Origin of the sequence: Caballeronia fortuita (assembly GCF_001544835.2) — a bacterium.
Classification (GTDB): domain Bacteria; phylum Pseudomonadota; class Gammaproteobacteria; order Burkholderiales; family Burkholderiaceae; genus Caballeronia; species Caballeronia fortuita.
Genome location: NZ_FCNX02000016.1, coordinates 171,559 through 196,036, shown reverse-complemented (window position 1 = coordinate 196,036; position 24,478 = coordinate 171,559). Strand labels below are relative to the sequence as shown.

At 64.0% G+C, this 24,478-nt stretch carries 22 protein-coding genes and 1 pseudogene; 20 read left to right on the top strand and 3 right to left on the bottom strand.

Annotated elements, in window-relative coordinates; genetic code table 11:
* The 3 genes and pseudogenes from AWB77_RS34805 to phaR all read left to right on the top strand — a co-directional run.
* A pseudogene (locus tag AWB77_RS34805) lies at window positions 1–132 on the top strand (acetyl-CoA C-acetyltransferase); the annotation flags it as partial.
* Window positions 133–225: 93 nt separating this feature from the next.
* Window positions 226–966 carry a 3-ketoacyl-ACP reductase gene (locus tag AWB77_RS27290; protein WP_061137577.1) on the top strand — a complete coding sequence of 247 codons (741 nt, stop codon included), beginning with the start codon at window positions 226–228 and terminating at the stop codon, window positions 964–966.
* A gap of 154 nt (window positions 967–1,120) precedes the next feature.
* Complete coding sequence (phaR, locus tag AWB77_RS27285) at window positions 1,121–1,696, top strand: polyhydroxyalkanoate synthesis repressor PhaR (protein ID WP_061137576.1); 576 nt, start codon at window positions 1,121–1,123, stop codon at window positions 1,694–1,696.
* Window positions 1,697–1,765: 69 nt separating this feature from the next.
* Here the strand turns inward: phaR and AWB77_RS27280 are convergent, their stop codons facing one another.
* Complete coding sequence (locus tag AWB77_RS27280; protein WP_061137575.1) at window positions 1,766–2,551, bottom strand: hypothetical protein; 786 nt, start codon at window positions 2,549–2,551, stop codon at window positions 1,766–1,768.
* 319 nt (window positions 2,552–2,870) lie between these two features.
* Here AWB77_RS27280 and AWB77_RS27275 point away from each other — a divergent pair, with 319 nt between their 5' ends.
* The 9 genes from AWB77_RS27275 to AWB77_RS27235 all read left to right on the top strand — a co-directional run bounded on the left by AWB77_RS27275 (window position 2,871) and on the right by AWB77_RS27235 (window position 12,303).
* The gene (locus AWB77_RS27275) at window positions 2,871–3,728 is read left to right on the top strand and encodes a class I SAM-dependent methyltransferase (RefSeq protein ID WP_061137574.1); all 858 of its coding nucleotides are present in this window, start codon (window positions 2,871–2,873) and stop codon (window positions 3,726–3,728) included.
* Window positions 3,715–4,650 (top strand): glycosyltransferase family 2 protein, encoded by a 936-nt coding sequence (locus tag AWB77_RS27270; protein ID WP_061137573.1) that lies wholly within the window; start codon window positions 3,715–3,717, stop codon window positions 4,648–4,650. Before AWB77_RS27275 ends, AWB77_RS27270 begins: the two co-directional genes overlap by 14 nt.
* Window positions 4,651–5,040, top strand: coding sequence for a GtrA family protein (locus tag AWB77_RS27265; RefSeq protein WP_061137572.1), 390 nt, complete (start codon window positions 4,651–4,653; stop codon window positions 5,038–5,040).
* A gap of 116 nt (window positions 5,041–5,156) precedes the next feature.
* Entirely contained in the window at window positions 5,157–6,767 is a 1,611-nt protein-coding gene (locus tag AWB77_RS27260; RefSeq protein WP_157694927.1) for a hypothetical protein, read from the top strand.
* 148 nt (window positions 6,768–6,915) lie between these two features.
* Complete coding sequence (rimO, locus tag AWB77_RS27255) at window positions 6,916–8,253, top strand: 30S ribosomal protein S12 methylthiotransferase RimO (RefSeq protein ID WP_061137570.1); 1,338 nt, start codon at window positions 6,916–6,918, stop codon at window positions 8,251–8,253.
* Between the two features lie 4 nt (window positions 8,254–8,257).
* Complete coding sequence (locus tag AWB77_RS27250; protein ID WP_061137569.1) at window positions 8,258–9,181, top strand: sugar kinase; 924 nt, start codon at window positions 8,258–8,260, stop codon at window positions 9,179–9,181.
* 28 nt (window positions 9,182–9,209) lie between these two features.
* A complete protein-coding gene (gene bktB, locus AWB77_RS27245; RefSeq protein WP_061137568.1) occupies window positions 9,210–10,394 on the top strand; it encodes a beta-ketothiolase BktB in 1,185 nt (394 codons plus the stop codon).
* A 23-nt stretch (window positions 10,395–10,417) separates the two neighbouring features.
* Window positions 10,418–11,041 carry a hypothetical protein gene (locus AWB77_RS27240; protein WP_244158665.1) on the top strand — a complete coding sequence of 208 codons (624 nt, stop codon included), beginning with the start codon at window positions 10,418–10,420 and terminating at the stop codon, window positions 11,039–11,041.
* A 68-nt stretch (window positions 11,042–11,109) separates the two neighbouring features.
* Window positions 11,110–12,303, top strand: a complete 1,194-nt coding sequence (locus AWB77_RS27235) for a cystathionine beta-lyase (protein WP_061137567.1) — start codon at window positions 11,110–11,112, stop codon at window positions 12,301–12,303.
* Between the two features lie 651 nt (window positions 12,304–12,954).
* On the opposite strand, the gene serB is transcribed toward AWB77_RS27235, so the two are convergent.
* Both serB and AWB77_RS27225 read right to left on the bottom strand, forming a co-directional pair.
* Window positions 12,955–13,794, bottom strand: a complete 840-nt coding sequence (serB, locus tag AWB77_RS27230; protein ID WP_061137566.1) for a phosphoserine phosphatase SerB — start codon at window positions 13,792–13,794, stop codon at window positions 12,955–12,957.
* A 46-nt stretch (window positions 13,795–13,840) separates the two neighbouring features.
* On the bottom strand, window positions 13,841–14,797 hold the full coding sequence (locus AWB77_RS27225) for a LysR family transcriptional regulator (protein WP_061137565.1): 957 nt from the start codon (window positions 14,795–14,797) through the stop codon (window positions 13,841–13,843).
* Between the two features lie 98 nt (window positions 14,798–14,895).
* On the opposite strand from AWB77_RS27225, the gene AWB77_RS27220 reads away from it, so the two are divergent.
* The 8 genes from AWB77_RS27220 to AWB77_RS27185 all read left to right on the top strand — a co-directional run bounded on the left by AWB77_RS27220 (window position 14,896) and on the right by AWB77_RS27185 (window position 24,466).
* Window positions 14,896–15,912, top strand: coding sequence for a zinc-binding alcohol dehydrogenase family protein (locus tag AWB77_RS27220; protein WP_061137564.1), 1,017 nt, complete (start codon window positions 14,896–14,898; stop codon window positions 15,910–15,912).
* 156 nt (window positions 15,913–16,068) lie between these two features.
* Window positions 16,069–16,620, top strand: a complete 552-nt coding sequence (locus tag AWB77_RS27215) for a DUF6013 family protein (protein WP_061137563.1) — start codon at window positions 16,069–16,071, stop codon at window positions 16,618–16,620.
* A 262-nt stretch (window positions 16,621–16,882) separates the two neighbouring features.
* Window positions 16,883–17,791, top strand: coding sequence for a non-homologous end joining protein Ku (ku, locus tag AWB77_RS27210; RefSeq protein ID WP_061137562.1), 909 nt, complete (start codon window positions 16,883–16,885; stop codon window positions 17,789–17,791).
* Window positions 17,792–17,816: 25 nt separating this feature from the next.
* The gene (gene ligD, locus AWB77_RS27205) at window positions 17,817–20,522 is read left to right on the top strand and encodes a DNA ligase D (RefSeq protein WP_061137561.1); all 2,706 of its coding nucleotides are present in this window, start codon (window positions 17,817–17,819) and stop codon (window positions 20,520–20,522) included.
* 21 nt (window positions 20,523–20,543) lie between these two features.
* On the top strand, window positions 20,544–20,807 hold the full coding sequence (locus AWB77_RS27200) for a hypothetical protein (protein ID WP_074168977.1): 264 nt from the start codon (window positions 20,544–20,546) through the stop codon (window positions 20,805–20,807).
* 203 nt (window positions 20,808–21,010) lie between these two features.
* Complete coding sequence (locus AWB77_RS27195) at window positions 21,011–21,640, top strand: biliverdin-producing heme oxygenase (protein ID WP_061137559.1); 630 nt, start codon at window positions 21,011–21,013, stop codon at window positions 21,638–21,640.
* The gene (locus AWB77_RS27190; RefSeq protein WP_061137589.1) at window positions 21,637–24,009 is read left to right on the top strand and encodes an ATP-binding protein; all 2,373 of its coding nucleotides are present in this window, start codon (window positions 21,637–21,639) and stop codon (window positions 24,007–24,009) included. The genes AWB77_RS27195 and AWB77_RS27190 overlap by 4 nt, the downstream gene beginning before the upstream one ends.
* Window positions 24,002–24,466, top strand: a complete 465-nt coding sequence (locus AWB77_RS27185; protein WP_061137558.1) for a response regulator — start codon at window positions 24,002–24,004, stop codon at window positions 24,464–24,466. The genes AWB77_RS27190 and AWB77_RS27185 overlap by 8 nt, the downstream gene beginning before the upstream one ends.
* The last annotated feature ends 12 nt before the right edge of the window (window positions 24,467–24,478 follow it).

Below are 24,478 nucleotides of genomic sequence, written 5' to 3'. Positions count from 1 at the left end.
ATCGGCGCATCGGGCTGCCGGATTCTCGTCACGCTGCTGCACGAAATGCAGAAGCGCGATGCGAAGAAGGGTCTCGCGTCGCTGTGCATCGGCGGCGGGATGGGCGTCGCGCTGGCGGTGGAACGTCCTTGAGCCACGCGTAGTCACTGTAGTCACTGGCGGGATTGGGAAGGGCCAGCGGGCGGCACGGAGATCGTCGTCCGCATAACGAAAATGGAGTGAGGAATGACGAAGCGCATAGCGTATGTAACCGGCGGGATGGGCGGCATCGGCACGAGCATCAGCCAGCGCCTGCACAAGGACGGCTTCACGGTCGTCGTGGGCTGCGGCCCGAACTCGCCGCGCCGGGTGAAATGGCTGGAAGACCAGAAGGCGCTCGGCTTCGACTTCATTGCCTCGGAAGGCAACGTCGGCGACTGGGAATCGACCAAGAACGCGTTCGACAAGGTCAAGGCCGAAGTCGGCGAAGTCGATGTTCTCGTGAACAACGCAGGCATCACGCGCGATGTCGTGTTCCGGAAGATGACGCACGAAGACTGGACCGCGGTCATCGACACCAACCTGACGAGCCTCTTCAACGTGACGAAGCAGGTCATCGACGGCATGGTCGAGCGCGGCTGGGGCCGCATCATCAACATTTCGTCGGTGAACGGTCAGAAGGGCCAGTTCGGTCAGACGAACTATTCGACCGCGAAGGCCGGCATCCACGGCTTCACGATGGCGCTCGCGCAGGAAGTGGCGACCAAGGGCGTGACGGTCAACACGGTGTCCCCGGGCTATATCGGCACGGACATGGTGAAGGCGATCCGTCCGGAAGTGCTGGAGAAGATCGTCGCGACGATTCCCGTGCGGCGTCTGGGCACGCCCGACGAGATCGGCTCGATCTGCGCGTGGCTGGCTTCCGACGAATCGGGCTTCTCGACCGGCGCCGACTTCTCGCTGAACGGCGGCTTGCATATGGGCTGACGGGCGACGGCGTCCCGCGCGCTTACCGGTGCGCGGGAGGCCGCCACTCGCCGGATTTATCAACGATGCGGCGAACATGCAGCAGCGCTTTTCTGCGACAACGCAAGACCTGCTTGCTGCCATCGCAGTAAAGTTTTGCGTTTAAAGGCGTTAAATGACCACCACTACTACTACAAAGAAATCCGCCGAACGACTCATCAAAAAATATCCGAACCGTCGGCTGTATGACACGGAGACGAGCACGTACATCACGTTGTCGGATGTGAAGCAACTCGTGCTCGATCAGGAAGACTTCAAGGTGCTCGACGCGAAGTCGAACGACGACCTCACGCGCAGCATCCTGCTGCAGATCATTCTGGAAGAAGAGAGCGGCGGCCTGCCGATGTTCTCGTCGGTGATGCTTTCGCAGATCATCCGCTTCTACGGCCATGCGATGCAGGGCATGATGGGCACGTACCTGGAAAAGAACATCCAGGCGTTCATCGACATCCAGCAGAAGCTGACCGAGCAGAGCAAGGGCATCTACGACGGCAACGCGCTCAATCCGGAAGTCTGGTCGCAGTTCATGAACATGCAGGCGCCGATGATGCAGGGCATGATGACGAGCTACATCGAGCAGTCGAAGAACATGTTCGTGCAGATGCAGGAGCAGATGCAGTCGCAGGCGAAGTCGATGTTCAACACGTTTCCGTTTCCGACGCCCACGCCTTCGTCGACGGAAAAGAAGTAACGCGTTTCGAAGGCGCGTTCGGGCGTCGAGGCTCGCGCGCCTCGGCGAGAGCGCGTGCGCGTCGCCCGCTCATTGGCCGCCTACGGCTCGCGCCGGATCGAGCGCGCAGGCCGCGCCGAAATCGCCGCGGTACGTGAATGAACCGTGGTGTGCGAGTGTGGAGCGTGCATCCACGTAGACCTTGCCGCCCAGGTCGCGCCAGCGGCGGCAAAAGGCATAGTCTTCGGAGAGATAGCGCCCGCTTTCGGGCTCGACCATCACGTCGAAGAAGCGATAGCAGTGGCCGTGCAACGGCGAATCGGGCGGCGCGTCGGGAACGTAGCGCAGTTCGGGCATGCGCGCGATCATCGTTTCGAGCACCGGGCGGCGGATGCACATGAAGCCCGTGGGCGCTTCGTCCACTTCCATGAAGCCGTCGTCGTCAATCTTGAGGCGCGCGCCGTCGTGCGAATTCACCGGATAGCGCATTGCGCGGGCAAGAAACTGCGCCTGCGTCAGACCGGCGGGAATCTCGCCCCTCCAGTCAATGTTTTTCAGCGGATACACGCCCGCAACGACATCGCGATCCGAGAGCAACAGGCGCAGCGCCTGATCCGGCGTAAAGCCGATGTCGGCATCGATCCAGAAGAGATGTGTGTGCTGCGTGTGCGTCAGAAAATGCGCGACGGCTTCGTTGCGCGCGCGCGTGACAAGGCTTTCGCCGGAGCAGATGCGCATCGAGCCTTGCACGCCGAGGCGCCAGAGTTCGTTGGTGAGCGTGAGCATGCTGGTGGCGTAGCCCGAGGTCACCTGGCCCGAGTAGCAGGGCGTGATGAACAACGGATTCAAGTGGCGCAGCGCTGAGTAGTCGGACATGAAACGGCGATGTATTGGTTGAAGCCACGAAAGAGCGGCGGAAGACTGCGGATTCGTTCGAGTTTGCTGCGCGCCGTCAGCGTCGGGAATCGGACCAGGACGGAAACGGGGCAGGGGAATCGGTCCGACGCGTGTCGGCGGCTTGCCCGGGACAAGGTCGAAGGCTTCATTGCAGTGCTCGAGTTCGCGCGATAGCCCGCCCGTGGTCCGCGATACAGCGGTGCCTTATAATCCCGCATCATTGTAGAAATCTTTCATACGCGACCTTCCTGCCGCGCCGACGAACGCCGTCTGGTGTTCGTCCCGACTCCTCGTACCGATGACCGAGCTGAATCTCGAAACGCCCGACTGCCCGCTCTGTGGAAGTCCCGAGCGAAAGCAACTGTATCCCCCGCGCAATGGCAAGCCCTTCGGCGTATGCGCGTGCGAGAAATGCGGTCTGGCTTATCTCGCGCCGCGCCTGCCGGAGCAGGAGATGCTCTCGCTGTATCAGGACGACGACTACTTCGGCCGCGACGACGGCGAAGGTTATACGAACTATTCGGAGCAGGAAGACGCCCTGCGGCGCACGTTCCGGCGCGTGCTCGGGCATCTCGCCGGGCAGGGGCGCACGGGCGGCTCGCTGCTCGAGATCGGTTGCGGCTTCGGCTATCTGCTCGACGAAGCGAAGCCGTACTTCGAGCGCCGATGCGGGACGGATTACTCCGCCAACGCGGTCCGCAGCGCGCGGCAGATGGCGACCGAAGTCTGGCAGGGCGGCATCGACGCGGTGCCCGAGTCCGAGCAGTTCGACTGCGTGATCGCGACGCATGTGGTGGAGCACGTCTATCATCCGCGCGCGTTCGTCGAAGCGCTCGCGCGCCGTCTGAAACCCGGCGGCAGCATGCTCGTCGCCGCGCCGGATTTCGGCAGCTTCTGGCGCAAGCTGATGGGCAATCGCTGGCCGTCCTTCAAATTTCCCGAGCACGTCCTTTATTTCGACGGCGACAGCCTCTCGCGGCTCATGGAGCAGAGCGGACTGTCATCCGTGCAGGTCGTCCCCTACGATCACGCGTTCCCGCTGCCGCTGATCGCGTCGAAATTCGGCATCGGATTGCCGAGTTCGCTCGGCCGGCACAGCCTGTGGCTTCCGGCTACGACCATCGCATGCGTGGGTGTGAATCATGCCGGCGCGTGACGGTGAGGGTTTGCTGTCGCTCGTGATTCCCTTGTATCGGGAGGCGAGCCACTTCGCCGAATCGCTCAAGGAAATCATGCGCATCCTGGGCGAAGTCGGCATGCCGTACGAACTGGTCCTGATCGACGACGGTTCGCCCGACAACACCTGGGAAGTCATCGAGGCGCAGTGCGCGCAGTTCGCGCAGGTGAAGGCCGCGCGTCTCAGCCGCAACTTCGGCAAGGAGGCGGCGCTCGCCGCCGGGCTCGAACACGCGCGCGGCGACGCCGTCATCGTCATGGATGGCGATCTGCAACATCCGCCGAGCCTGATCCCGGAGATGGTCGCGCAGTGGCGCAAAGGCGCCGACGTCGTCGAAGCCGTGAAGCGGCAGCGTTCGAAGGAGAGCGTCTTTGCCCGCGTCAATAGCCGCGCGTTCTACACGATCTTCTCCAGGTTGACCGGTCTCGATCTGCACGGCGCGTCGGACTACAAGCTGATGGACAAGCGCGTCGTCGACGCGTGGCGCACGATGGACGAGCGCAACCTGTTCTTTCGCGGCATGAACGCGTGGCTCGGCTTCAGGCGCGAGCAGATCCTGTACGACGTCGACGAACGCGCCGGCGGCGAGAGCGGATGGTCGACATTGCAGCTTCTGCGGCTCGCCGTTACGGCGGTGGCCTCGTTTTCGTCCGCGCCGCTGTATCTTCTGATCGGAACGGGACTGGGTTTTTTCGTCTTCGCCGTGATTCTCGGACTGCAGACGCTCTTTCGGAAGCTGACCGGAAGCGCGGTCGACGGATTCACGACGATCATCCTCTTGCTGCTGATTCTCGGATGCGCGCTGATGCTTGGCATGGGACTCATCGGGATATACGTGGCGAGAATTTACGAAGAGGTCAAGCGGCGGCCTCGCTACGTCATCGCCGAGTGGATGGTCTGAATGGTCATTCGGCAGTTCGTTCGCTACATCGTCGTCGGGGGAATTGGCACGCTTGCGCATCTCGGCGTGTTGTCCGCATGCGTCGAGTGGTTCGGATGGCCGCCGGCGGCGGGCGCAGTGGCGGGATTTTCCGTCGCACTGCTGATCTCCTACGTGCTCAATCGGGGCTGGACGTTTCAGTCGCAGCGCTCGAGATTGGCTGCATTCTGGCGTTATACGGCCGTCTCGCTGGGTGGACTCGCGCTCAATACCGGCATGATGATGGGCCTCATCAGATACGCCCATTGCGATTACTTCCGCGCCCAGCTTTATGTGATCGCCGTCGTGCCGGTCTGCAATTTTCTGCTTAATCGATACTGGACGTTCAACGCCGCGCAGCGCACGGCGTAAAGCCGATTCGATGCGCAAGGCGTGGCCGAGCAAATCGCTGATCGAAGCGAACTTCTGTTTCTCGACGATTCGAGGGAGTCTGTTTGGAATTTGGAAACCGAGCGTCGCGCGAATCCGTGGCGCAAGCATCGGCGACAGCGCAACTGACCGGTTCCGCTCTCTTGCCGTGGGCGGGCATCGCCGTCATGCTGATCGCGCTACTCGCGATTTTCTATCTGCGCGCCAATCTGCATGCGCCGATGCAGCGCGACGGCGCGCACTTCGTTTTCATGGCGAACAATATTGCCAATGGACAGCCGCCGTATTGGGCGTCGTTCGAAACGAAGAACCCTCTCGTCGAAATGTACTGGAGCCCGTTCCTGCATTTTCTCGGGAAGCGCTTCGGTCTGGTGGAAGCGGCGCGTATAGGCGAAGCGGTCTGGCTAGCGGCGACGGCGCTGCTGCTCTTCTTCGCCGTCGCGCGGGCGGCGGGCACGCGCATCGGGCGCGCGGCGAGCGCGATGCCGGTCGCGCTGGCGGCCGCGCTCGGCTATCTCGTGCTGGCCTCCGATGTCAGAGCCACCGACGATGGTCTCAACATCGCGCTGTATCAGTCTTTGCCGGAACTGGCGCTCGTGCTGCATCTCGTGCGGCGGCCGGCGAAACGATGGTTCGTACACGGACTCATCGCCGGTCTGTTCGTTTTCCTCGGCTGGTTCGTAAAGCAATCGTCCTTGCTGCCGGATGCGCTCGTGGTCGCCGCGTGGCTTCTCACGGCCCTCGAACGCAAGACGGTCGGTGCGCTGATCCGCTGGCTCGTCGGCATGGGCGCAGGTGCGCTCGCGGGCGCGGGCGCGTTCTGGCTGCACCTGGAAATGACCGGCACGACGTACAACTATCTGCTGGGCGCGGTGATCTATCGGACGGGATTGTCGCCAGGACTGATCACGGAGTTCTTCTCGAACGCGAAGCATAGTTTTGCGGTCCCGTTCTGGACGCTGCCGCTCGGTCCTTTTCTTGCTGCGAATCGCGTCTGGACGACGATCGTGATGATCGTGCTGATTCCGCTCGCGGTCATCGACCTCTGGCGTTCGCGTTCGCAGAAGTGGTCCGCCGCACGCGTCTCGCTGCTCCTATGCGTGTGCTGGATGGCCGGCGCCTGGTCGCAAGCCGTGCTCGGCCTGACTTTTTTCCCGCATTACTTCCTGGCGTCGCTCGCGCCGGTATGCGCGGTCGCCGGAATCGTAATTGCGCGCCGTCGGCCGACCGTGCGCACGATCGCCGCAGCGGTCGCGGTATTGGCCATCGTTTTTCTCGTGCGTGACTACCGGGACATGAGAGAGGCGAATATCGCGGCGGGCCAGCAGGCGCCCATCAATCGTACGTCGACGGAAGTGCTGCGCTACGTGCGGCCCGGCGACAAGGTCTTCAACTATAGCGGCTTGCCGAACGTGCTCGTCGCCTTCGGCGAGCCGAGCGCGTATCCGCTCAACATGAACTGGCCGTACATCATGACCGCGCTCACGGAAGACGCGCGCTGGAATCTGCTTAAAAAGACGCTCGCCGACGCGCCGGATGTGGTCATCGCCATGAACGAACGCTATCCCGGGAACCAGGGGCTCGCGAATGTTCCGATGACCGCCGCGCGCCTTAAGGCGCTGACGGGCCGGGATTACGTGCTCGTGCACACGACGGCGCCCATTGCCGGGCGCTACGGCGATCCGGTGAGTGTGTTCCGCCGGCAATAAAAAACGCCGGCGATCACGCGCCGAAAGCGTCCGATTCGCGCGACGGGGTAAAATAGTGGATTGGCCTCGTGCGTTCCCACAAGACAGTCTCCCCGTGAAAAATTCTTTAGATTCAATCGCCAAGACGGTTGCCGCGCCGAAAATCGGCATGGTGTCGCTCGGCTGCCCCAAAGCGCTCGTCGATTCCGAGCAGATCATGACGCAGCTTCGCGCCGAAGGTTACGAAATCTCCGGCACGTATGACGGCGCGGACCTCGTCGTCGTCAACACCTGCGGCTTCATCGACGAAGCCGTGCAGGAAAGTCTCGACGCCATCGGCGAGGCATTGAGCGAGAACGGCAAGGTCATCGTCACCGGCTGCCTCGGCGCGAAAAAGAGCGCGAGCGGCACAGGGCTCATCGAGGAAGCACATCCGAAGGTGCTCGCGGTCACCGGTCCGCACGCGACCAACGAAGTGATGAACGCCGTGCATACGCATCTGCCGAAGCCGCACGACCCGTTCACCGATCTCGTACCGCCCGCCGGCATCAAGCTCACGCCGCGCCACTACGCGTATCTGAAGATTTCGGAAGGCTGCAATCATCGCTGCACGTTCTGCATCATTCCGTCGATGCGCGGCCATCTCGTGTCGCGTCCCGTCGCCGAAGTCATGCTGGAAGCCGAGAATCTCTTCAAGTCCGGCGTGAAGGAGCTGCTCGTGATCTCGCAGGACACGAGCGCGTACGGCGTCGACGTGAAATACCGCACCGGTTTCTGGAACGGCAAGCCGCTCAAGACGCGCATGACCGATCTCGTCGGCGCGCTCGGCGAACTCGCCGCGCAGTACGGCGCGTGGGTGCGCCTGCATTACGTCTATCCGTATCCGAGCGTCGACGAAGTCATCCCGATGATGGCCGAAGGTCCGCTGCGCGGTCACGTGCTGCCGTATCTCGACGTGCCGTTCCAGCACGCGCATCCGGAAGTGCTGAAGCGCATGAAGCGGCCGGCGAACGCCGAGAAAGTGCTCGAGCGCGTGAGGACGTGGCGCGAAATCTGTCCCGATCTGACGATCCGCAGCACGTTCATCGCGGGCTTTCCGGGTGAAACGGAAGAGCAGTTCCAGACGCTGCTGGACTTCCTGAAGGAAGCGGATCTGGATCGCGTCGGCTGCTTCGCGTATTCGCCGGTCGAAGGCGCGACGGCCAATGAACTCGACGGCGCATTGCCCGACGAGGTGCGCGAGGAACGCCGCGCGCGTTTCATGGAGCTGGCCGAAGAGCTGTCGGCGAAGCGCATGAAGAAGAAGGTCGGCAAGACGCTGAAAGTGCTCGTCGACGAAGTGGGCGCGGAAGGCGGCATCGGCCGTACGGCGGCGGACGCACCGGAAATCGACGGCGTCGTCTACATCGCGCCGACGACGAAGGCATCGAAGCGCTACAAGGCCGGCGACTTCGTGTCGGTGAAGATCACCGGCGCCGATGGCCACGATCTTTGGGGCGAGGTCTGAGCATATGCCGCAGACGCCGCACGTCCTCGCGCTCGGCGAGGCGATGATCGAGTTCAATCAGTCGACGCGCGACCAGCCGAACTATCTGCAAGGCTTCGGCGGCGACGTCTCCAACTTCCTGATCGCGGCCTCGCGCCAGGGCGCGTCGACGGGCTTCGTGTCCGCCGTCGGCAACGATCACTTCGGGCAATTGCTGCTCGATCTGTGGCGCGCGGAAAACGTCGACACATCGACGGTCCGCGTCGATCACGACGCGCCCACGGGCGTCTATTTCGTGTCGCACGGCGAGAACGGGCATCGCTTCGACTATCTGCGCGCGGGGTCGGCGGCGAGCCGCTACGCGCCGTCGCATGTGCCGCTCGATGCGATCGCCGCCGCGAAGGTCGTGCATCTGTCGGGCATCAGTCTCGCGATCGGCGTATCCGCGTGCGATGCCGCGCTCGCCGCCATCGACCATGCGCGCTCACATGGCGTCAAAGTCAGCTTCGACACGAACCTGCGCCTGAAGCTGTGGCCGCTCGCGCGCGCCCGCGCGGTGATGATGGAAGCCATCCGTTCGACGGACATCTGCTTGCCGAGCTGGGATGACGTCACGCTGCTCACCGGCCACGAAGACAAGGACGCGATCGTCGATGCATTGCTTGCGCTCGGGCCGAAAGTGGTCGCGCTGAAGCTCGGCCGCGAAGGCGCGTACATTGCGACGCCCGGCGAGCGGCGCGTGGTGCCGGGCCGCGCCGTGCGGGCGGTCGATGCGACCGGCGCGGGCGATTGCTTCGGCGGCGCGTTCATCGCGCGCATCGTCGCCGGCGACGATCCCTTCGCGGCGGCGCGCTATGCGAATGCCGCGGCGGCTTTGTCGACGCAAGGCTTTGGCGCCGTGGCGCCGATTCCGCGCAAGGACGAGGTCGAGCGCGCGCTGGCAGAATAGCCGTACCTCAAACAACGGAGACCGCAACATGCAACGAGAAGTGGTGGTGGTGAGCGGCGTGCGCACGGCAATTGGCGATTTCGGCGGCGCGCTCAAGGACTTTGCCCCGACCGATCTCGGCGCACGCGTCGTGCGCGAGGCGCTTTCCCGCGCGAACGTCGCGGGCGACGAAGTCGGGCATGTCGTGTTCGGCAATGTCATTCATAGCGAGCCGCGCGACATGTACCTCGCGCGCGTCGCGGCGCTCGACGGCGGCGTCACGCAGCACGCGCCCGCGCTCACGGTGAACCGGCTGTGCGGCTCGGGCTTGCAGGCGATCGTGTCGGCATCGCAATCGATTCTCCTCGGCGATGCCGATGTCGCGATCGGCGGCGGCGCGGAAAGCATGAGCCGCGCGCCGTACGTGATGCCCACCGCGCGCTTCGGCCAGCGCATGGGCGACACGCGCATCGTCGACATGATGGTGGGCGCGCTCAACGATCCGTTCGACAAGATCCACATGGGCGTGACGGCCGAGAACGTCGCCGCGAAGTTCGGCATCACGCGCGAAATGCAGGACGCGCTCGCGCTGGAATCGCACCGGCGCGCGGCAAAGGCGATCGAAGCGGGCTACTTCAAGGACCAGATTCTGCCGATCACGCTCGCGTCGAAAAAAGGCGACACTGTATTCGACCGCGACGAGCACGTCCGCATGAACGCGACTGCCGAAGACTTCGCGAAGCTCAAGCCGGTTTTCGCGAAGGAAAACGGCACGGTGACGGCGGGCAACGCGTCGGGCATCAACGATGCGGCCGCGGCCGTCGTGCTGATGGAGCGCTCGCTGGCCGAGAAGCGCGGCGCGAAGCCGCTCGCGCGTCTCGTCGCGTACGCGCACGCGGGCGTGGATCCGAAGATCATGGGCATCGGCCCTGTTCCCGCTACGCAGAAGGTGCTGGAGCGCGCGGGCCTCTCCGTCGACGACCTCGATGTCATCGAAGCCAATGAAGCGTTCGCCGCGCAGGCGTGCGCCGTGTCGCAGGAACTGAAGCTCGATCCCGCGAAGGTCAATCCGAACGGCTCGGGCATTTCGCTCGGGCATCCGATCGGCGCGACCGGCGCGCTCATCACCGTGAAGGCGCTGTACGAGCTGCAGCGCATCGGCGGCCGTTACGCGCTCGTGACGATGTGCATCGGTGGCGGGCAGGGCATCGCGGCGATCTTCGAGCGCATTTGAAGGACTCACGGATGATTCAAAGCATGAAGTGGCCGCGGATGATCGCGGCCTCGACGCTCTTCACCGCGCTCGCCGCGTGCAATTCGCCGATGCCGGCGGGGCAGGCGGGCGTGTTGCCGCAAACCGAGCGCGAGCCAACGGGTGCCGACGCGCACGGCGCGCAGGCCGCGATCCGGGAACTGGCGCTGCCGCCGCAAAAGCCGCTCACGCCGAATCCGGAATACGCGAAATTTCCGCGCTATGTCGGCACGCTCGGCGACCGGCAGATCGAGATGAAGCTCGGCGCGAAGGCCGACGAGCCGTCCGGCGTGCACGGCGAATACAAGTTCGCTGGCAGCCCGAACGTGATTCTGGTAGCGGGCGATCGTGACGGCGACACGCTCGAGATCGAGGAATCGAACGACGGCACGCACATCACGGGCAACTGGGTCGGCAAGTTCGCGGCGGACGGCAGCGTGTCGGGCGAGCGCATGGACCCGGACGATTCGAACGCGCAACCCTTCGATCTGCGCCCCGCCGTGGCGGGCGTCCAGCTTCCCGCGACGGGCACGGCCAAGGCGCCGCCCGCGCCGTCGCTGGAACCCGCGCCGCCGGCGCCGCCGAAGAATGCCGTGGGCGGCACGAGCAACGTCATCATCGGCGAATAGCCTGTCTTCTCTCAGCGCCGCCGGGCTTGCTGCCGGCGGCGGTCTCCTTCTTTTCGCATTGCAAAGCCATGACTGATTCCAGCAACAAGGACCGCGATCTGCAGACCCGCATCGTTCAGCCCGAAGACCGCATCACGCCCGGCTTCGAGTCCTTTTCGGTGCCGGTCGCGCGGGCATCGACGGTCGTGTTCCCCGATCTCGCGGCCATGCGTTCGCTCGTCTGGAGCGACGATTCGAAGTGGCGCTACGGTCTGCACGGCACGCCGACGACCATCGCGCTCGCGCAGCGCCTGGCCGCGATCGAAGGCGGCGAGTTCGCGCTGTTGCAGCCGTCGGGGCTTGCGGCGATATCGAACGTCTACTTCGGTCTCGTGAAGGCGGGCGATCACGTGCTCGTGCCGGACAACGCCTATGGGCCGAATCGCGATCACGCTGACTGGCTTGCTGCCGATTTCGGGCTGGAAGTCACTTATTACGATCCGATGACCGGCGCGGGCATCGCCGAATCGATCCGTCCGAACACGAAGCTGATCTGGCTCGAAGCGCCTGGCTCGGTGACGATGGAAGTGCAGGACGTGCCGGCGATCGCCGCTGTCGCGCGCGCGAAGGGCATCGTCACGGCGATCGACAACACGTTCTCGGCGGGCCTCGCGTTCAAGCCGTTCGAACATGGCGTCGACATTTCCGTGCAGGCGCTGACGAAATATCAGTCGGGCGGCAGCGATATTCTGATGGGCGCGACCATCACGCGCGACGAAGAACTGCACAGGAAGCTCAAGCGTGCGCGCATGAGGATGGGCGTCGGCGTGTCGTCGGACGATGCGTCGCTCGTGCTGCGCAGTCTGCCGTCGATGAAAGCGCGTTACGAAGCGCACGACCGTAGCGCGTTGGCGCTTGCGCAGTGGCTGAAGACGCGTCCGGAGGTGTCGGCGGTGCTGCATCCGGCGCTTGCAGATTGCCCAGGCCACGCGTTTTATGCGCGTGATTTCAAGGGCGGCGCGGGGGGCTTGTTTTCTATCGTCTTCGATGGCCGGTATTCGTCCGCGCAAGTCGATGCCTTCGTCGAAGCGCTCGAACTCTTCTCGATCGGCTGGAGCTGGGGCGGGGCGCATAGCCTCGCGATGCCCTACAACATCCGCTCGATGCGCACCGCGTCGCAATGGCCGCATGAAGGGGTGTTGGTGCGGTTTTATGTCGGGCTGGAAGCGGAGGCCGATTTGCGGGCGGATCTGGAAGCGGGTTTGCGTAAAGCGTTTGGGTGAGGTTTTTTCTTCCTTCGCCGGATCCCGGTTTCTTTGTGGTCTATTAGCGTTGCCCCTGTGCGGGGCGGCACTTACTTTCTTTGCTGCTGCAAAGAAAGTAAGCAAAGAAAGCAGCTTTTCAGGCCCGCGGTCATACGCAGTTTGGGTAGTACTCTCGTCCACGGTGGCACTCGCCTAAGTGTCGCCCTCATAGGCCCAATCGGGCTTGGATCGCGCACGGTCCGCCACATCGCACCACATAACGAACTGGTGCAGCACGAAAGAGCATCGGCACAGCGCTACGCGCTGCCGTGGGGTATGCGAGGGAAACCATCGAAGAAGAGTCACGCGCACACCCGATTGACCCATCGGCCGCGAAGCGGGCCGGAGCTGTTTGGTGCTGAACCCGCACGCTAAACGGACTAGCGAGTCAGACCGTGCGCGATCCAAGCCGGGTGATCGTGATGAGGGCACACGTTAGGCGAGTGCCACCGAGAACGAGAGAACTACCCAACGTGCGTGTGACCGCGGGCGTGAAAAAGCTGCTTTCTTTGGTTACTTTCTTTGCAGCAGCAAAGAAAGTGACTGCCGCCCCGCACAGGGGCAGTGCTAATAAACCGAAAACAAAACGGGATCCGGCGACAAAAAGCCAAAACGAAAATCACCCACAAATCAAAAAAGCCGCAAAAGCCCGTCAAGCCCGACAAAATTGAACGCGAGACTCGCCGATTCCCGCACGACGGGCTTCGCCCGAAACGCCACCGACAGACCCGCCTCGGCCATCATCTTCAGATCGTTCGACCCATCGCCCATTGCGATCGCACATTTGGGCTCGACGCCGATCCGCGCGCAAGTTTCGATCAGCGTCCGCGCCTTCACATTCGCATTGACAATTTCGCCTACGACCCTGCCGGTCAACTTCCCATCGACGATCTCGAGCGTATTCGCGCGCGTGTAATCGAGGCCGAGCCGCGCCTTCAGACGCTCCGTGAAGAACGTGAACCCGCCAGAAACGAGCAGCGTCTTGAGACCGGCCGCACGCACCCCTTCGAGCATGCGTTCCGCCCCCGGCGACAGTTGCAGACGCTCCTCATACACGCGTTCCAGCGCGCTCGCATCGAGCCCTTCGAGCAGCGCGACACGGCGCGTAAGGCTTTCGTTGAAGTCCTTGATCTCGCCGCGCATCGACGCTTCCGTGATCGCCGCGACCTCGGCCTTCAGCCCGCAAAAATCCGCGATCTCGTCGATGCATTCGATCGTGATCAGCGTCGAATCCATATCCATCGCGACGAGGCCGAAATCGCTCAGCTTCGCATCTGGATCGAGGTACGCGTAATCGAGCGTATGCGCGCCGCAATACGCGTCGATATCAGGGCGCTGAAGCGGATCGGCGTCGATGAGACGCACGCGCGTATCGTCGACGCGCTGCGGTTGTTTTGAGCGCGCGAGCGCCGCGAGCGGACGCAGATGCGTATCGGAAATGGCGCTGGGGCTTTGTATGACGAGGTTCATCGAAAGGACGGGAAAAAGGCGGCGAAACCGCCATTGTAAAGAACCTTCAGCGCTGCACGCGCGCCGGATCGACGTCCCAGTACGGCGGCTCGCCGAACTGCGCCGCAAGGAAGTCGATGAACGCGAGCGTCTTCGGCGGCACGAACGCGCGGCTCGGATACACCGCCCAGATTGCCACCGTCTGCGCGAGCGGATAGTCGTCCAGCACGGTGACGAGCTCGCCGCTCGCGAGCAAGGGCGCTACGCTCCACGTCGATTTCAGTCCGATGCCGATGCCCGCCGCGAGCGCATCGCGGATCACTTCGCCATTGTCCGTCGCGATGCGTCCCGACACGCGCACGTCGATCACGCCAGTCGGCGTCACGAAGCTCCAGTCGCGCTGATCGGCGAGGATGACGCATTCGTGGTCGGCGAGATCGGCGGGATGGCGCGGCGTGCCGTGCTCGGCCAGATACGCGGGCGACGCGCACAGCACGCGCCGGTTCGTCGCGAGCTTCTTCGCGATGAGCGTCGAATCCTTCAGCGCGCCAATGCGGATCGCGAGGTCGATGCCTTCATCGACGAGATCGACGATCTGATCGGTCATGCGCAACTCGATGCTCACCCCGGGATGCGCGCGCAAGAACGCCGGAATCAGCGGCGAAATGTGCTGGCGGCCGAGCGAGGACGGCATCGTCACGCGCAGCCGTCCGTGCGGATGCTCGCGCGCACGCCCGACCGACGCGCGCGCCGCATCGGCGGCGTCTAGCAGTTCGCGCGCGCGGGCCGCGAAAATCTCGCCTTCCTGCGTGACGGACACGCGCCGCGTCGTGCGATGCAGAAGCCGCGCGCCGAGCATGCGCTCGAGCGCCGCGATGCGCGCGCTCGCCACCGCCGGCGACAAACCGAACTCCCGCGCCGCCGCCGAAAGATTCGCCAGCGCCGCCGCGCGCACGAAAAGGCCGACGTCGAGCAGGTCGAGACGCCCGCGCGTTGCGCCGTCGGCCACGGAATCGATCGCCATTCGATGGATTTCCCGAAAAATGTTTCAGCGATTATGACGGTTTTCCCGATGTCGATGGCGCTTTAACATCGGTGCCAGTCCAATCAGCGGAGCAAAACATGAAAGCCATCGGCCTGACCCGCTATCTTCCGATCTCGAATCCCGAATCGCTGATCGACATCGAACTCGACAAGCCCGTGCCCACGGGCCGCGATCTGCTCGTGAAAATCGAGGCGATCGCGGTCAATCCCGTCGACACGAAAGTGCGCGCGCCCAAGGAAAAAGTCGAGGAGACGCCGCGCGTGCTCGGCTGGGACGCGGCGGGCGTCGTGGAAGCGGTCGGCCCGGACGTGACGCTCTTCAAGGTCGGCGATCCGGTGTACTACGCGGGCGACATCACGCGTCAGGGCGCGAACAGCGAGTTTCATCTCGTGGACGAGCGCATCGTCGGCGCGAAACCGAAGTCGATCGATTTCACCTGCGCCGCCGCGCTCCCGCTCACGACCATCACCGCGTGGGAGGCGCTCTTCGAGCGGCTCGGCGTGTCGGCGGAAGGCAAGGACGCGGGCAAGTCGGTGCTGATCATCGGCGGGGCGGGCGGCGTCGGCTCGATCGGCATTCAGTTGGCAAAGCGCGTCGCGAAGCTCCAGGTGATCGCGACGGCGTCCCGGCCCGAATCGGCGAAATGGGCCGAAGATCTCGGCGCGGATCACATCGTCAATCACTTCGAGGACATGCCCAAGCAGATGAAGGACATCGGCTTTGCGCAGGTCGATTACGTGCTGATCTTCAACGACACCGACCGGCATTTCCCCGCCGCCGCAGAAATCGTTAAGCCGCAAGGCGCGATCGCGTCGATCGTCGAGAATGCGAAGCCCGTTCCCGTCGAATTGCTGAAATCGAAGAGCGCGGCGTTTCACTGGGAGTTCATGTTCACGCGCGCGATGTTCAAGACGCCCGACATGATCGAGCAGCACAAGCTGCTGTCGGAAGTGGCGCGGCTGATCGACGCAGGCACGATCCGCACGACGCTCGGCAAGAATCTCGGCCGCATCGACGCAGCGAATCTGCGCGAGGCGCATCGCCTTCTGGAAGAAGGGCGCACGGTCGGCAAGCTCGTCATGACCGGCTTTTGACGCGTGAGTTGACGAACGTCATCGACGTTGCCGCGGGCGCGGGTTTTCCACTAGGATGGGCTGTCATGCGGGGCGCTAGACTGATTCCGCCCGACAGCACGCCGGCGCTACGCGGCGCCGGCCTTCCTTCCAAGCGCTCGATACGGAGGTGGCGGCATGAATCGTCGTTTGATCGTTCGTCGCATCGTTTCCGTCACCGCGCTCGCAATGTTTGCAGCGACCGCGCATGCAACGCCCGGCATCAGGGTGCTCTCCGAAGCGCCCAATGACGGCCCCATCAAGTACACGGTGAAGATGGCGTCGAAGAATTTCGGCAACGAGCAGGAAACGCGCACCATCCGCTCGGGACAGACCGATGACTTCACCTGGCAGGGCACCGCGCCGAGCGGCGCGCAGGCGGTGCCGGACGGCTGCCCGCAGGCGGCATCGGTGCCGAAGAGCGCGGACGGGCAGGCGGTGCGGCAGGTGCAGATACGCTTTGCGCCGGTCGTCGCGGACAACGGATCGGCGAACGTGCAGATCAGCTTCCGTGCGTACGCGCCGAAGGGCACGAGCAAGGTGACCGTGGGCGGCAAGAGCCTGCAATGTCCAGTCGATAACCGCTTCAGCCAGATCGTGCGCTTCTCCATGCCGACTTCCACCGGCTCGAAGAAAACCGTCACGCTCGACGACGGCACGCAATTGACGGTCACCGCAAGCCGCAAATGAACGTTCGACGCGCCGGCTTCGTCCGGCGTTTTTTCGCCATTCTGTTCGCAACTAACTGTCTTTTCTTCTTGCGTACACGAACTTGCCGTAACGACGTCGACCGGCAGTAAGGCTTACAGGTGAAAGCAGCGGCGCAATTCCACGTTTCTGGCGCCGGCGCGGATCGGCGCTGTCATGCCGCTTGGCACGCTTCCTGCGATTGCTGTCGATACCGCGCTGAAAAGCGTATTCATCGACTCGATCCGACAGCGAAGGTGCCGCAATGCCGCACATGATCTGGAAAGGCGCGATCAGCTTCGGGCTGGTCCACGTGCCCGTGCAACTCTATCCGGCGACGCAGTCGGAGAAAGTCGGCTTCAATCTGCTCGACAAGCGTTCGATGGACCCGATCGGCTATAAGCAGATCAACAAGAACACGGGCAAGGAAGTCACGCGCGACAACATCGTGCGCGGCTTCGAATACGAGAAGGGCAAGTACGTCGTGATGACCGACGCCGAGATTCGCGCGGCCAATCCCGAATCGACGCAGACCGTCGACATACTCGCCTTCGTCGATGCACCCGAAATCTCCTTCCTTTCGCTCGATACGCCGTACTACCTCGCGCCCGACCGCAAGGGCGAAAAGGTCTACGCGCTGCTTCGCGACGCGCTGAAGGATACCGGCAAGGTCGGCATCGCGAGCGTCGTGCTGCATAACAAACAGCATCTGGCCGCGCTGATTCCGGTCGGTCCCGCGCTCGCGCTCAACACGTTGCGCTGGGGCGACGAAGTGCGCGACTTCGGCCAGTTCAAGTTTCCCGACGAGGACACGAAAAAGGCGGGCGTCACGTCGAAGGAACTCGAGATGGCCAAGCGTCTCATCGACGACATGAGCGACACGTGGGATCCCACGAAGTATCACGACACCTTCAAGGACGACATCATGGCGCTCGTCGACAGAAAGGTGAAGGAAGGCAAGATCGCCGAAGTGATGAAGATCGAGGACGGCGGCGAAGAAAAAGCATCGGCCGATATTCTCGACTTGTCCGAACTCCTCAAGCGCAGCCTGAAGAAGGGCGGCGCGACGAAGCGCGGCAGCAAGGCCGCATCGTCCGATGACGATTCAGGCGATGCAGCCGGCGAGGAAACCGCGCGTCCGGCGCGCAAGACGACGCGCCGCAAACGCGCGTGAGCGCATGCGTCACGAGTAGACGATCATGGCCGAGAAACTCGAAACCTATCAGCGGATGCGGCGCTTCAATGAGACGCCGGAACCGTCGGGCGCGCAAAAGGCAGACGCACGCAAGCGCGCGAAGAAGCCGGCACAGAGCGCGTTGTCCTTCGTGATCCAGGAGCATGACGCGCGCCGCCTGCACTACGACTTCCGGCTCGAACTCGACGGCACACTGAAATCGTGGGCGGTGCCAAAAGGGCCGAGCCTCGATCCCTCGGTGAAGCGGCTCGCGGTGCACGTCGAAGATCATCCGCTCGATTACGGCTCGTTCGAAGGCGAGATTCCCGAAGGCAACTACGGCGCGGGCAGCGTCATCGTGTGGGATCGCGGAACGTGGGCGCCGCAGTCGGGCAGCATCGAAGAGGCGGCGCGCGAATACGAGAAAGGCAAGCTCAAGTTCACGCTCGACGGCGAGAAGCTGCACGGCGGATGGACGCTCGTGAAGAGTCACATGCGCGGCAGCGGCGACAAGGAGCAGTGGCTGCTCATCAAGGAACGCGACGACGAAGCGCGCCCCGAAGCCGAATACGACATCCTGTTGAAGAGGCCGGGCAGCGTGATGTCCGAATCGCTCGGTGCGCGCGACAAGAGCGGCGCGCTGCGCGAGCGCGACGAACGCAAGGCGAACGCGAAGAAAACGCCCGCGCGCAAGACTGCGCCGAAAGCACCGAAGGACGCGGATGGCCACGCGCATCCGGATATCGTCGCGACACGCAGCGCGGAGTCGTTGCGCACGTTGTCGCACGAACCGGCGATCGAAGGCGCGGTGAAGGCGAAACTGCCCGCATCGTTCAAGCCGCAGCTCGCAACCCTCGTCGATGCCGCGCCGCCCGGCGATGATTGGGCGTACGAAATAAAATTCGACGGCTATCGTGTGCTCGTGCGCATCGAGACGGTGAAGGGCAAGCGCACGATCCGCATCGATACGCGCAACGGCAACGACTGGACCGCGAAGTTTTCGAAGCAAGTGAAGGCGCTCGAACGGCTCGATATCGAAAGCGCCTGGCTCGATGGCGAAGCCGTGGTGCTCGACGATCGCGGCTTGCCTGATTTTCAGGCGCTGCAGAACGCATTCGATGTCGGAAGGCCGCAGGACATCGTCGTATATTTCTTCGACGTGCCGTATCTGAACGGCTACGATCTGCGCAACGTGCCGCTCGTGCAGCGCCGCGCGATTTTGCAGGCGCTCATCGAGCCGGTCGACGATCCGGTGCTGCGCTATTCGCAGGACTTCGCCTTTCACGCCGACGACCTCCTGAAGAGCGCATGCGACATGGCGCTCGAAGGGATCATCGGCAAGCGCGCCGACAGCACGTATGTATCGGGGCGCAGCAATTCATGGATCAAGCTCAAGTGCCGCCGCCGTCAGGAATTCGTGATCGGCGGCTATTCGGAGCCTTCGGGCAGCCGCGGGCAGTTCGGCGCGCTGCTGCTCGGCGTGTACGACGCGCACGGCAAATTGCAGTACGCCGGGCGCGTGGGCAGCGGATTCGATCATGCGACGCTCGTCGCGGTGAAGAAGGAACTCGACAAGCGCGAGACTCAGCGCATGCCCTTTGCAAGCGAGCCGCGCGAACGCAGCCGCACGCCCGTGCATTGGGTCAGGCCCGAGCTCGTAGCCGAATGCAATTTCGCGGAATGGACCAAGGAGCGCATCGTGCGACAAGCATCGTTCGTCAGTCTGCGCGACGATAAACCCGCGCGTCAGATCGTCAAGGAAGAGCCGGTCGCGGCGAAGAAAGTCGCGGCGAAAAAGACCCCGGCCGCAAAGAAGGCCAAGGCAAGCGCCGCTGAAATCGAAGGGGTCAAGATCAGCCATCCGGAACGCGTGATCGACAAGTCGACGGGTCTCACGAAGCTCGATGTCGTCGAGTACTACGCGTCGGTCGCCGACTGGATGCTGCCGCATCTGAAGGATCGGCCGGTGTCGCTCGTGCGCGCGCCGGAAGACATCGGCGGCGAGCTCTTTTTTCAGAAGCACAGCGCGAAGCTCGCGATTCCCCACATCACGCAGCATGCCGATATCGATCCGGGACATCCGCCGCTGCTCACGATCGAATCGGCCAAGGCGCTCGTCGGCACGGCGCAGATGGGCACCATCGAACTGCATACGTGGAACGCGGTGGCATCGAACATCGAGAAGCCGGATCGCATGGTGTTCGATCTCGATCCGGGCGAGGGCGTCGGCTGGGAGCGCATGATCGAGGCCGCGAAACTCACGAAGGATCTGCTCGCGGAACTCGGACTCACGTCGTTTTGCAAGACGAGCGGCGGCAAGGGCTTTCACGTCGTCGTGCCGCTCGCGAAGCACGCGGGCTGGGACGAGATGAAGGACTTCTCGCAGGCCGTGGCGCAGCATATGGCGAGCGCGCTGCCGAAACTCTTCTCCGCGAAGATGGGCATGCAGAATCGCAAGGGCAAGATTTTCATCGACTATTTGCGCAACAACCGTGGATCGAGCACGGTCGCGGCGTTCTCGCTGCGGGCGCGGCCGGGGCTGGGCGCATCGGTGACGCTCGCGTGGGACGAACTCGATAGCGTGACGAGCGGCGATCAATGGAACATCGGCAACGTGCGCGAGCGTCTCGATGCGTTGAAGCGCGATCCGTGGGAAGGCTACGACAAGGCGCGTCAGCGGCTCACGGCGGAGATGAAGAAGCGGCTCGGCATCAGCGGGCCGCGCAAGTGAGCAACGTTCCAGGAGATGAAGATGAAGCACGCGAACACGGCGCCCGACGGCGGCCAGCAGAAACACGACGATGCAGCGGACGCACCGCTGCCGCACGAAGCGGATCAGAACGTCGAGTCGCAGCACGAGCACGCAGCGCGCGATGTCGGCAAGCAGGCGCATGAGGATATCGAGCGCGGTCTGGTCGATACGGACCGGCGCGGCGGCGGCGACTATCAGCGCGAGACGCAACGCGACGAACACGTCAACGAAAACAGCGGCGAGGGGTCTTCGCGCAAGCAGTGAACCGGACGGTGAAACCGCTTCCGGATAGCAGCGCGCGGGCCGCTTGCGTAGAATGAAACGTTGATCGCGCGCCGAGCCGCAACACAACGTTTGCCGCGTTCTTTCTACCGATGCGCGCGCCGCGCGGCGCGCGTGAACCGGTAAGCCCTTCCGATGCCAGCATCCCATGCCCGCTTTGCGGCCCGAAGCCAACCCAACGGAACATGCCCCTCGACCTCCTGTCCCGTCTGAAGAACGAAACCGCCGCGTGTCATACGCGGCTCGAGAATGCGCTCGACCTGATGCGGGACGACCTGCGGCGCGACGACTACATCGCGCTGCTCGAACGATTTCATGGCTACGTCGCGCCCTGGGAACACGCGGTGGCCGCATGCATGCCGGCATCGCTCGCCGGCTTCTTCGACGCGCGCCGCAAGGCGCCGCTGCTCGCCGACGATCTCGCCGCGCTGACGGGCGATGCGCGCCGCGCCGCATCGCTGCCGCGAGCCGCTGTCGATGAAGACTTGCCGCGTATGAGAAGCATCGCCGACGCGTTCGGTTCGATGTACGTGATGGAAGGCAGCACGCTCGGCGGACGTTTCATCGCGCCGCACGTCGCCGCGCGTCTCGCGCTCGCGCCGGGTGAAGGCAATACCTATTTCGACGGCTACGGCCCGCGCACGGGCAGCATGTGGAACGCGTTTCGCGAAACCGCGGTGGCGAGCGTGCCCGAAGCCGGGTACGACGACGCGGTGAGGTCCGCCATCGCCACGTTCGACAGTCTGCACGCGTGGCTGTGTCCCGAGGAAGTCGATATCGATTGTTCGCGGCCAACGCCGGGAGCGGCTACATGAGCGAGGCCGAAAGCGATCCGCCCATCGGCGCGCGGGCTTTGCACGACGTATCGCAGGGACCGCCCGATGCCGAAGCGCGCCGGCGCACGCTGAACTCGGGCGTCGCGAGCAAGGACTGCGACGCGGAGCCCATCCATATTCCCGGCGGCATCCAGCCGCACGGCTTTCTGCTCGTGCTGTCCGAGGATCTGCGCATCGTGCAGGCGAGCGAGAATCTTGCGTCGCTGACCGGCGAAAACGTCGATGCGTTGCCCGGCGAGGCGCTTCATGCGGTGCTCGGCGCGGCGCTCGCGCAGCGTATCGCGCAGGCGGCCGCGACGGCCGCGCTCGACGACGCGCCGCTCTATGTCGGTCCGATCGACGTGACGCCGTCGTCCTGTGGGCAATCGACGCGGCTCGACGTCACGGTGCATCGGCATGACGGCGTGCTCATCGTCGAGATGGAAGCGGGCTCGGCCACCGGCGATGCCTTCGCGTCGATGTATCCGCTCGTGCGCACGTTCGCGCGCGGGCTGCAGGAAGAGCAGACCGTGCAGGCGCTCGCCGAACTCGCCGTGCGCGAGATGCGCGCGATCACGGGCTTCGGCCGCGTGATGCTCTACAGCTTCGACGAGGAAGGGCGCAGCCACGTGCTCGCGGAAGACCGCGACGACAGCTATCCGTCGTTCCTGCATCAGTTCTTTCCGGCGTCGGACATTCCGCGGCAAGCGCGCGCGCTGTATCTGAAGAACCGCATTCGCCTCGTCGCCGATGTCGACTACCGGCCCGCGCGGCTCGTGCCCGCCGTGAACCCCGTCACCGGCCGCGCGACGGACCTCACGTTCGCTACGCTGCGCAGCTTCTCGCCGGTGCATCTGGAGTACATGCGCAACATGGGCACGCATGCGTCGATGTCGGTGTCGATCGTCGTGCGCGGGCAGTTGTGGGGCCTCGTCTCGTGTCACGATCAGAACGCGCGCATCGTGCCGTTCGCTACGCGCGTTGCGGTCGAGCATCTCGGGCACATGCTGTCTTTGCAGATCGAAGCGAAGGAAGAGCGCGCCGAAGGCGAATATCTCGCCGCGCTGCGCCGCACGATGGGCCGCCTGATCTCGGCGATGGGCGAGCACGAGAATTTCGTCGCCGGCCTGCAGTCCGTGTCGAACGACGTGCTGAGCTTCGCGCGCTCGGCGGGCGCGGCGATCGTCTTCGACGACCGGGTGACGCTGCTCGGCTCGACGCCCGATGAAGACACCGTGCGTGCGCTCACGCACTGGCTCGCGGATCACACGACCGGCGTCTGGTCGACCGATTCGCTCGCGCGCGAATGGCCGCCCGCGAAGGCGCACGTCAATCGCGCGTGCGGCGTGCTCGCGGTGCCGGTCTCGCAAATTTTTCGCAACTATCTGCTATGGTTCAGGCCCGAAGTGATGCAGACCATCAAATGGGCGGGCGAGCCGGTGAAAATCGAAGGCGCGGATGGCGCGAGCGCGCCGCGCACGAGCTTTTCGCCGTGGCTCGAGACGGTACGCGGCCATTCGGCGCTGTGGCGTCAGGGCGAACTCGAAATCGCCGGCGAACTGCGCGGCGCGCTGCTGAACATCGTGCTGCGCCGTGCGGAAGAGCGCGCCGAACTCGCGACCGAACTCACGCGCGCGAACAAGGAACTCGAAGCGTTCTCGTATTCGGTGTCGCACGACCTGCGTGCGCCGCTGCGCCATATCGCGGGATACGGCGATCTGCTGCGCGAGCAGGAAGGCGAGCGCATGTCGGAGAAGAGCAGGCGCTTTCTGAACAACATGCTCGATTCGGCGCGCTTCGCGGGCACGCTCGTCGACGACCTGCTGACCTTCTCGCAGATGGGCCGCGCGGCGCTCAGACCGGCGCCCGTCGACCTCGGCGCGCTCGTGCGCTCGATCGTGCAGGAGTTCGACCTGGAAGGCTCGGGGCGCCGCATCGAATGGGTGATCGGCGCGCTGCCGCGCGTGACCGGCGATGCGGCTTTCCTCCAGCTTGCGGTGCGCAACCTGATTTCGAACGCGGTGAAATATACGCGGACGCGGGAATCGGCGAAAATCGAGATATTCGCGACCCGTAGCGGCGATGAACACGTGATCGGCGTGCGCGACAACGGCGTCGGCTTCGACATGAAGTACGGCGCGAAGCTGTTCGGCGTGTTCCAGCGGCTGCATCGCGCGGAAGAGTTCGAGGGCACGGGCATCGGGCTCGCGAACGTGCGGCGCATCATCGAGCGTCATGAAGGGCGCACGTGGGCCGAGGGGCGGCTGGGAGAGGGCGCGGTATTCTATTTCTCCCTGCCGGTCGTGTTCCGCAATGCGAATGGAACGCAGGGCGCGCCAGGTACAAAGTCAAGAAGAGACCATGCTTAAACCGATACTGCTCGTCGAAGACAATCCGAACGATCTCGAGCTCACGCTCGTCGCGCTCGACAAGAGTCAGCTTGCCAACGAAGTGATCGTGGCGCGCGACGGTCAGGAAGCCATCGACTATCTCACCTGCGAGGGCGAGTGGAAGGAACGCGCGCCCGGCAATCCGGCTGTCATCCTGCTCGATCTGAAGCTGCCGAAGATCGACGGCCTCGAAGTGCTCGACATGATCCGCTCGAATGCGTCGCTGAAAAGCGTGCCGGTCGTCATGCTGACGTCCTCGCGCGAGGAACAGGATCTGATACGCAGCTACGAGCTGGGCGTAAACGCCTACGTGGTGAAGCCGGTGGAATTCGCCGAGTTCGTCGAGGCGATCAGCGATCTCGGCGTGTTCTGGGCCGTGCTCAACGAGCCGCCGCCGGGCTCGACGCGCTTTCGCCGTCCGCCGCCCGCGCAATGACCGCAGCGCCCA

Coding starts and splice junctions, on each gene's coding strand:
- AWB77_RS27290 (WP_061137577.1), top strand. CDS start 226: ATGACGAAGCGCATAGCGTATGTAACCGGCGGGATGGGCGGCATCGGC.
- phaR (WP_061137576.1), top strand. CDS start 1,121: ATGACCACCACTACTACTACAAAGAAATCCGCCGAACGACTCATCAAA.
- AWB77_RS27280 (WP_061137575.1), bottom strand. CDS start 2,551: ATGTCCGACTACTCAGCGCTGCGCCACTTGAATCCGTTGTTCATCACG.
- AWB77_RS27275 (WP_061137574.1), top strand. CDS start 2,871: ATGACCGAGCTGAATCTCGAAACGCCCGACTGCCCGCTCTGTGGAAGT.
- AWB77_RS27270 (WP_061137573.1), top strand. CDS start 3,715: ATGCCGGCGCGTGACGGTGAGGGTTTGCTGTCGCTCGTGATTCCCTTG.
- AWB77_RS27265 (WP_061137572.1), top strand. CDS start 4,651: ATGGTCATTCGGCAGTTCGTTCGCTACATCGTCGTCGGGGGAATTGGC.
- rimO (WP_061137570.1), top strand. CDS start 6,916: ATGGTGTCGCTCGGCTGCCCCAAAGCGCTCGTCGATTCCGAGCAGATC.
- AWB77_RS27250 (WP_061137569.1), top strand. CDS start 8,258: ATGCCGCAGACGCCGCACGTCCTCGCGCTCGGCGAGGCGATGATCGAG.
- bktB (WP_061137568.1), top strand. CDS start 9,210: ATGCAACGAGAAGTGGTGGTGGTGAGCGGCGTGCGCACGGCAATTGGC.
- AWB77_RS27240 (WP_244158665.1), top strand. CDS start 10,418: ATGAAGTGGCCGCGGATGATCGCGGCCTCGACGCTCTTCACCGCGCTC.
- AWB77_RS27235 (WP_061137567.1), top strand. CDS start 11,110: ATGACTGATTCCAGCAACAAGGACCGCGATCTGCAGACCCGCATCGTT.
- serB (WP_061137566.1), bottom strand. CDS start 13,794: ATGAACCTCGTCATACAAAGCCCCAGCGCCATTTCCGATACGCATCTG.
- AWB77_RS27225 (WP_061137565.1), bottom strand. CDS start 14,797: ATGGCGATCGATTCCGTGGCCGACGGCGCAACGCGCGGGCGTCTCGAC.
- AWB77_RS27220 (WP_061137564.1), top strand. CDS start 14,896: ATGAAAGCCATCGGCCTGACCCGCTATCTTCCGATCTCGAATCCCGAA.
- AWB77_RS27215 (WP_061137563.1), top strand. CDS start 16,069: ATGAATCGTCGTTTGATCGTTCGTCGCATCGTTTCCGTCACCGCGCTC.
- ku (WP_061137562.1), top strand. CDS start 16,883: ATGCCGCACATGATCTGGAAAGGCGCGATCAGCTTCGGGCTGGTCCAC.
- ligD (WP_061137561.1), top strand. CDS start 17,817: ATGGCCGAGAAACTCGAAACCTATCAGCGGATGCGGCGCTTCAATGAG.
- AWB77_RS27200 (WP_074168977.1), top strand. CDS start 20,544: ATGAAGCACGCGAACACGGCGCCCGACGGCGGCCAGCAGAAACACGAC.
- AWB77_RS27195 (WP_061137559.1), top strand. CDS start 21,011: ATGCCCCTCGACCTCCTGTCCCGTCTGAAGAACGAAACCGCCGCGTGT.
- AWB77_RS27190 (WP_061137589.1), top strand. CDS start 21,637: ATGAGCGAGGCCGAAAGCGATCCGCCCATCGGCGCGCGGGCTTTGCAC.
- AWB77_RS27185 (WP_061137558.1), top strand. CDS start 24,002: ATGCTTAAACCGATACTGCTCGTCGAAGACAATCCGAACGATCTCGAG.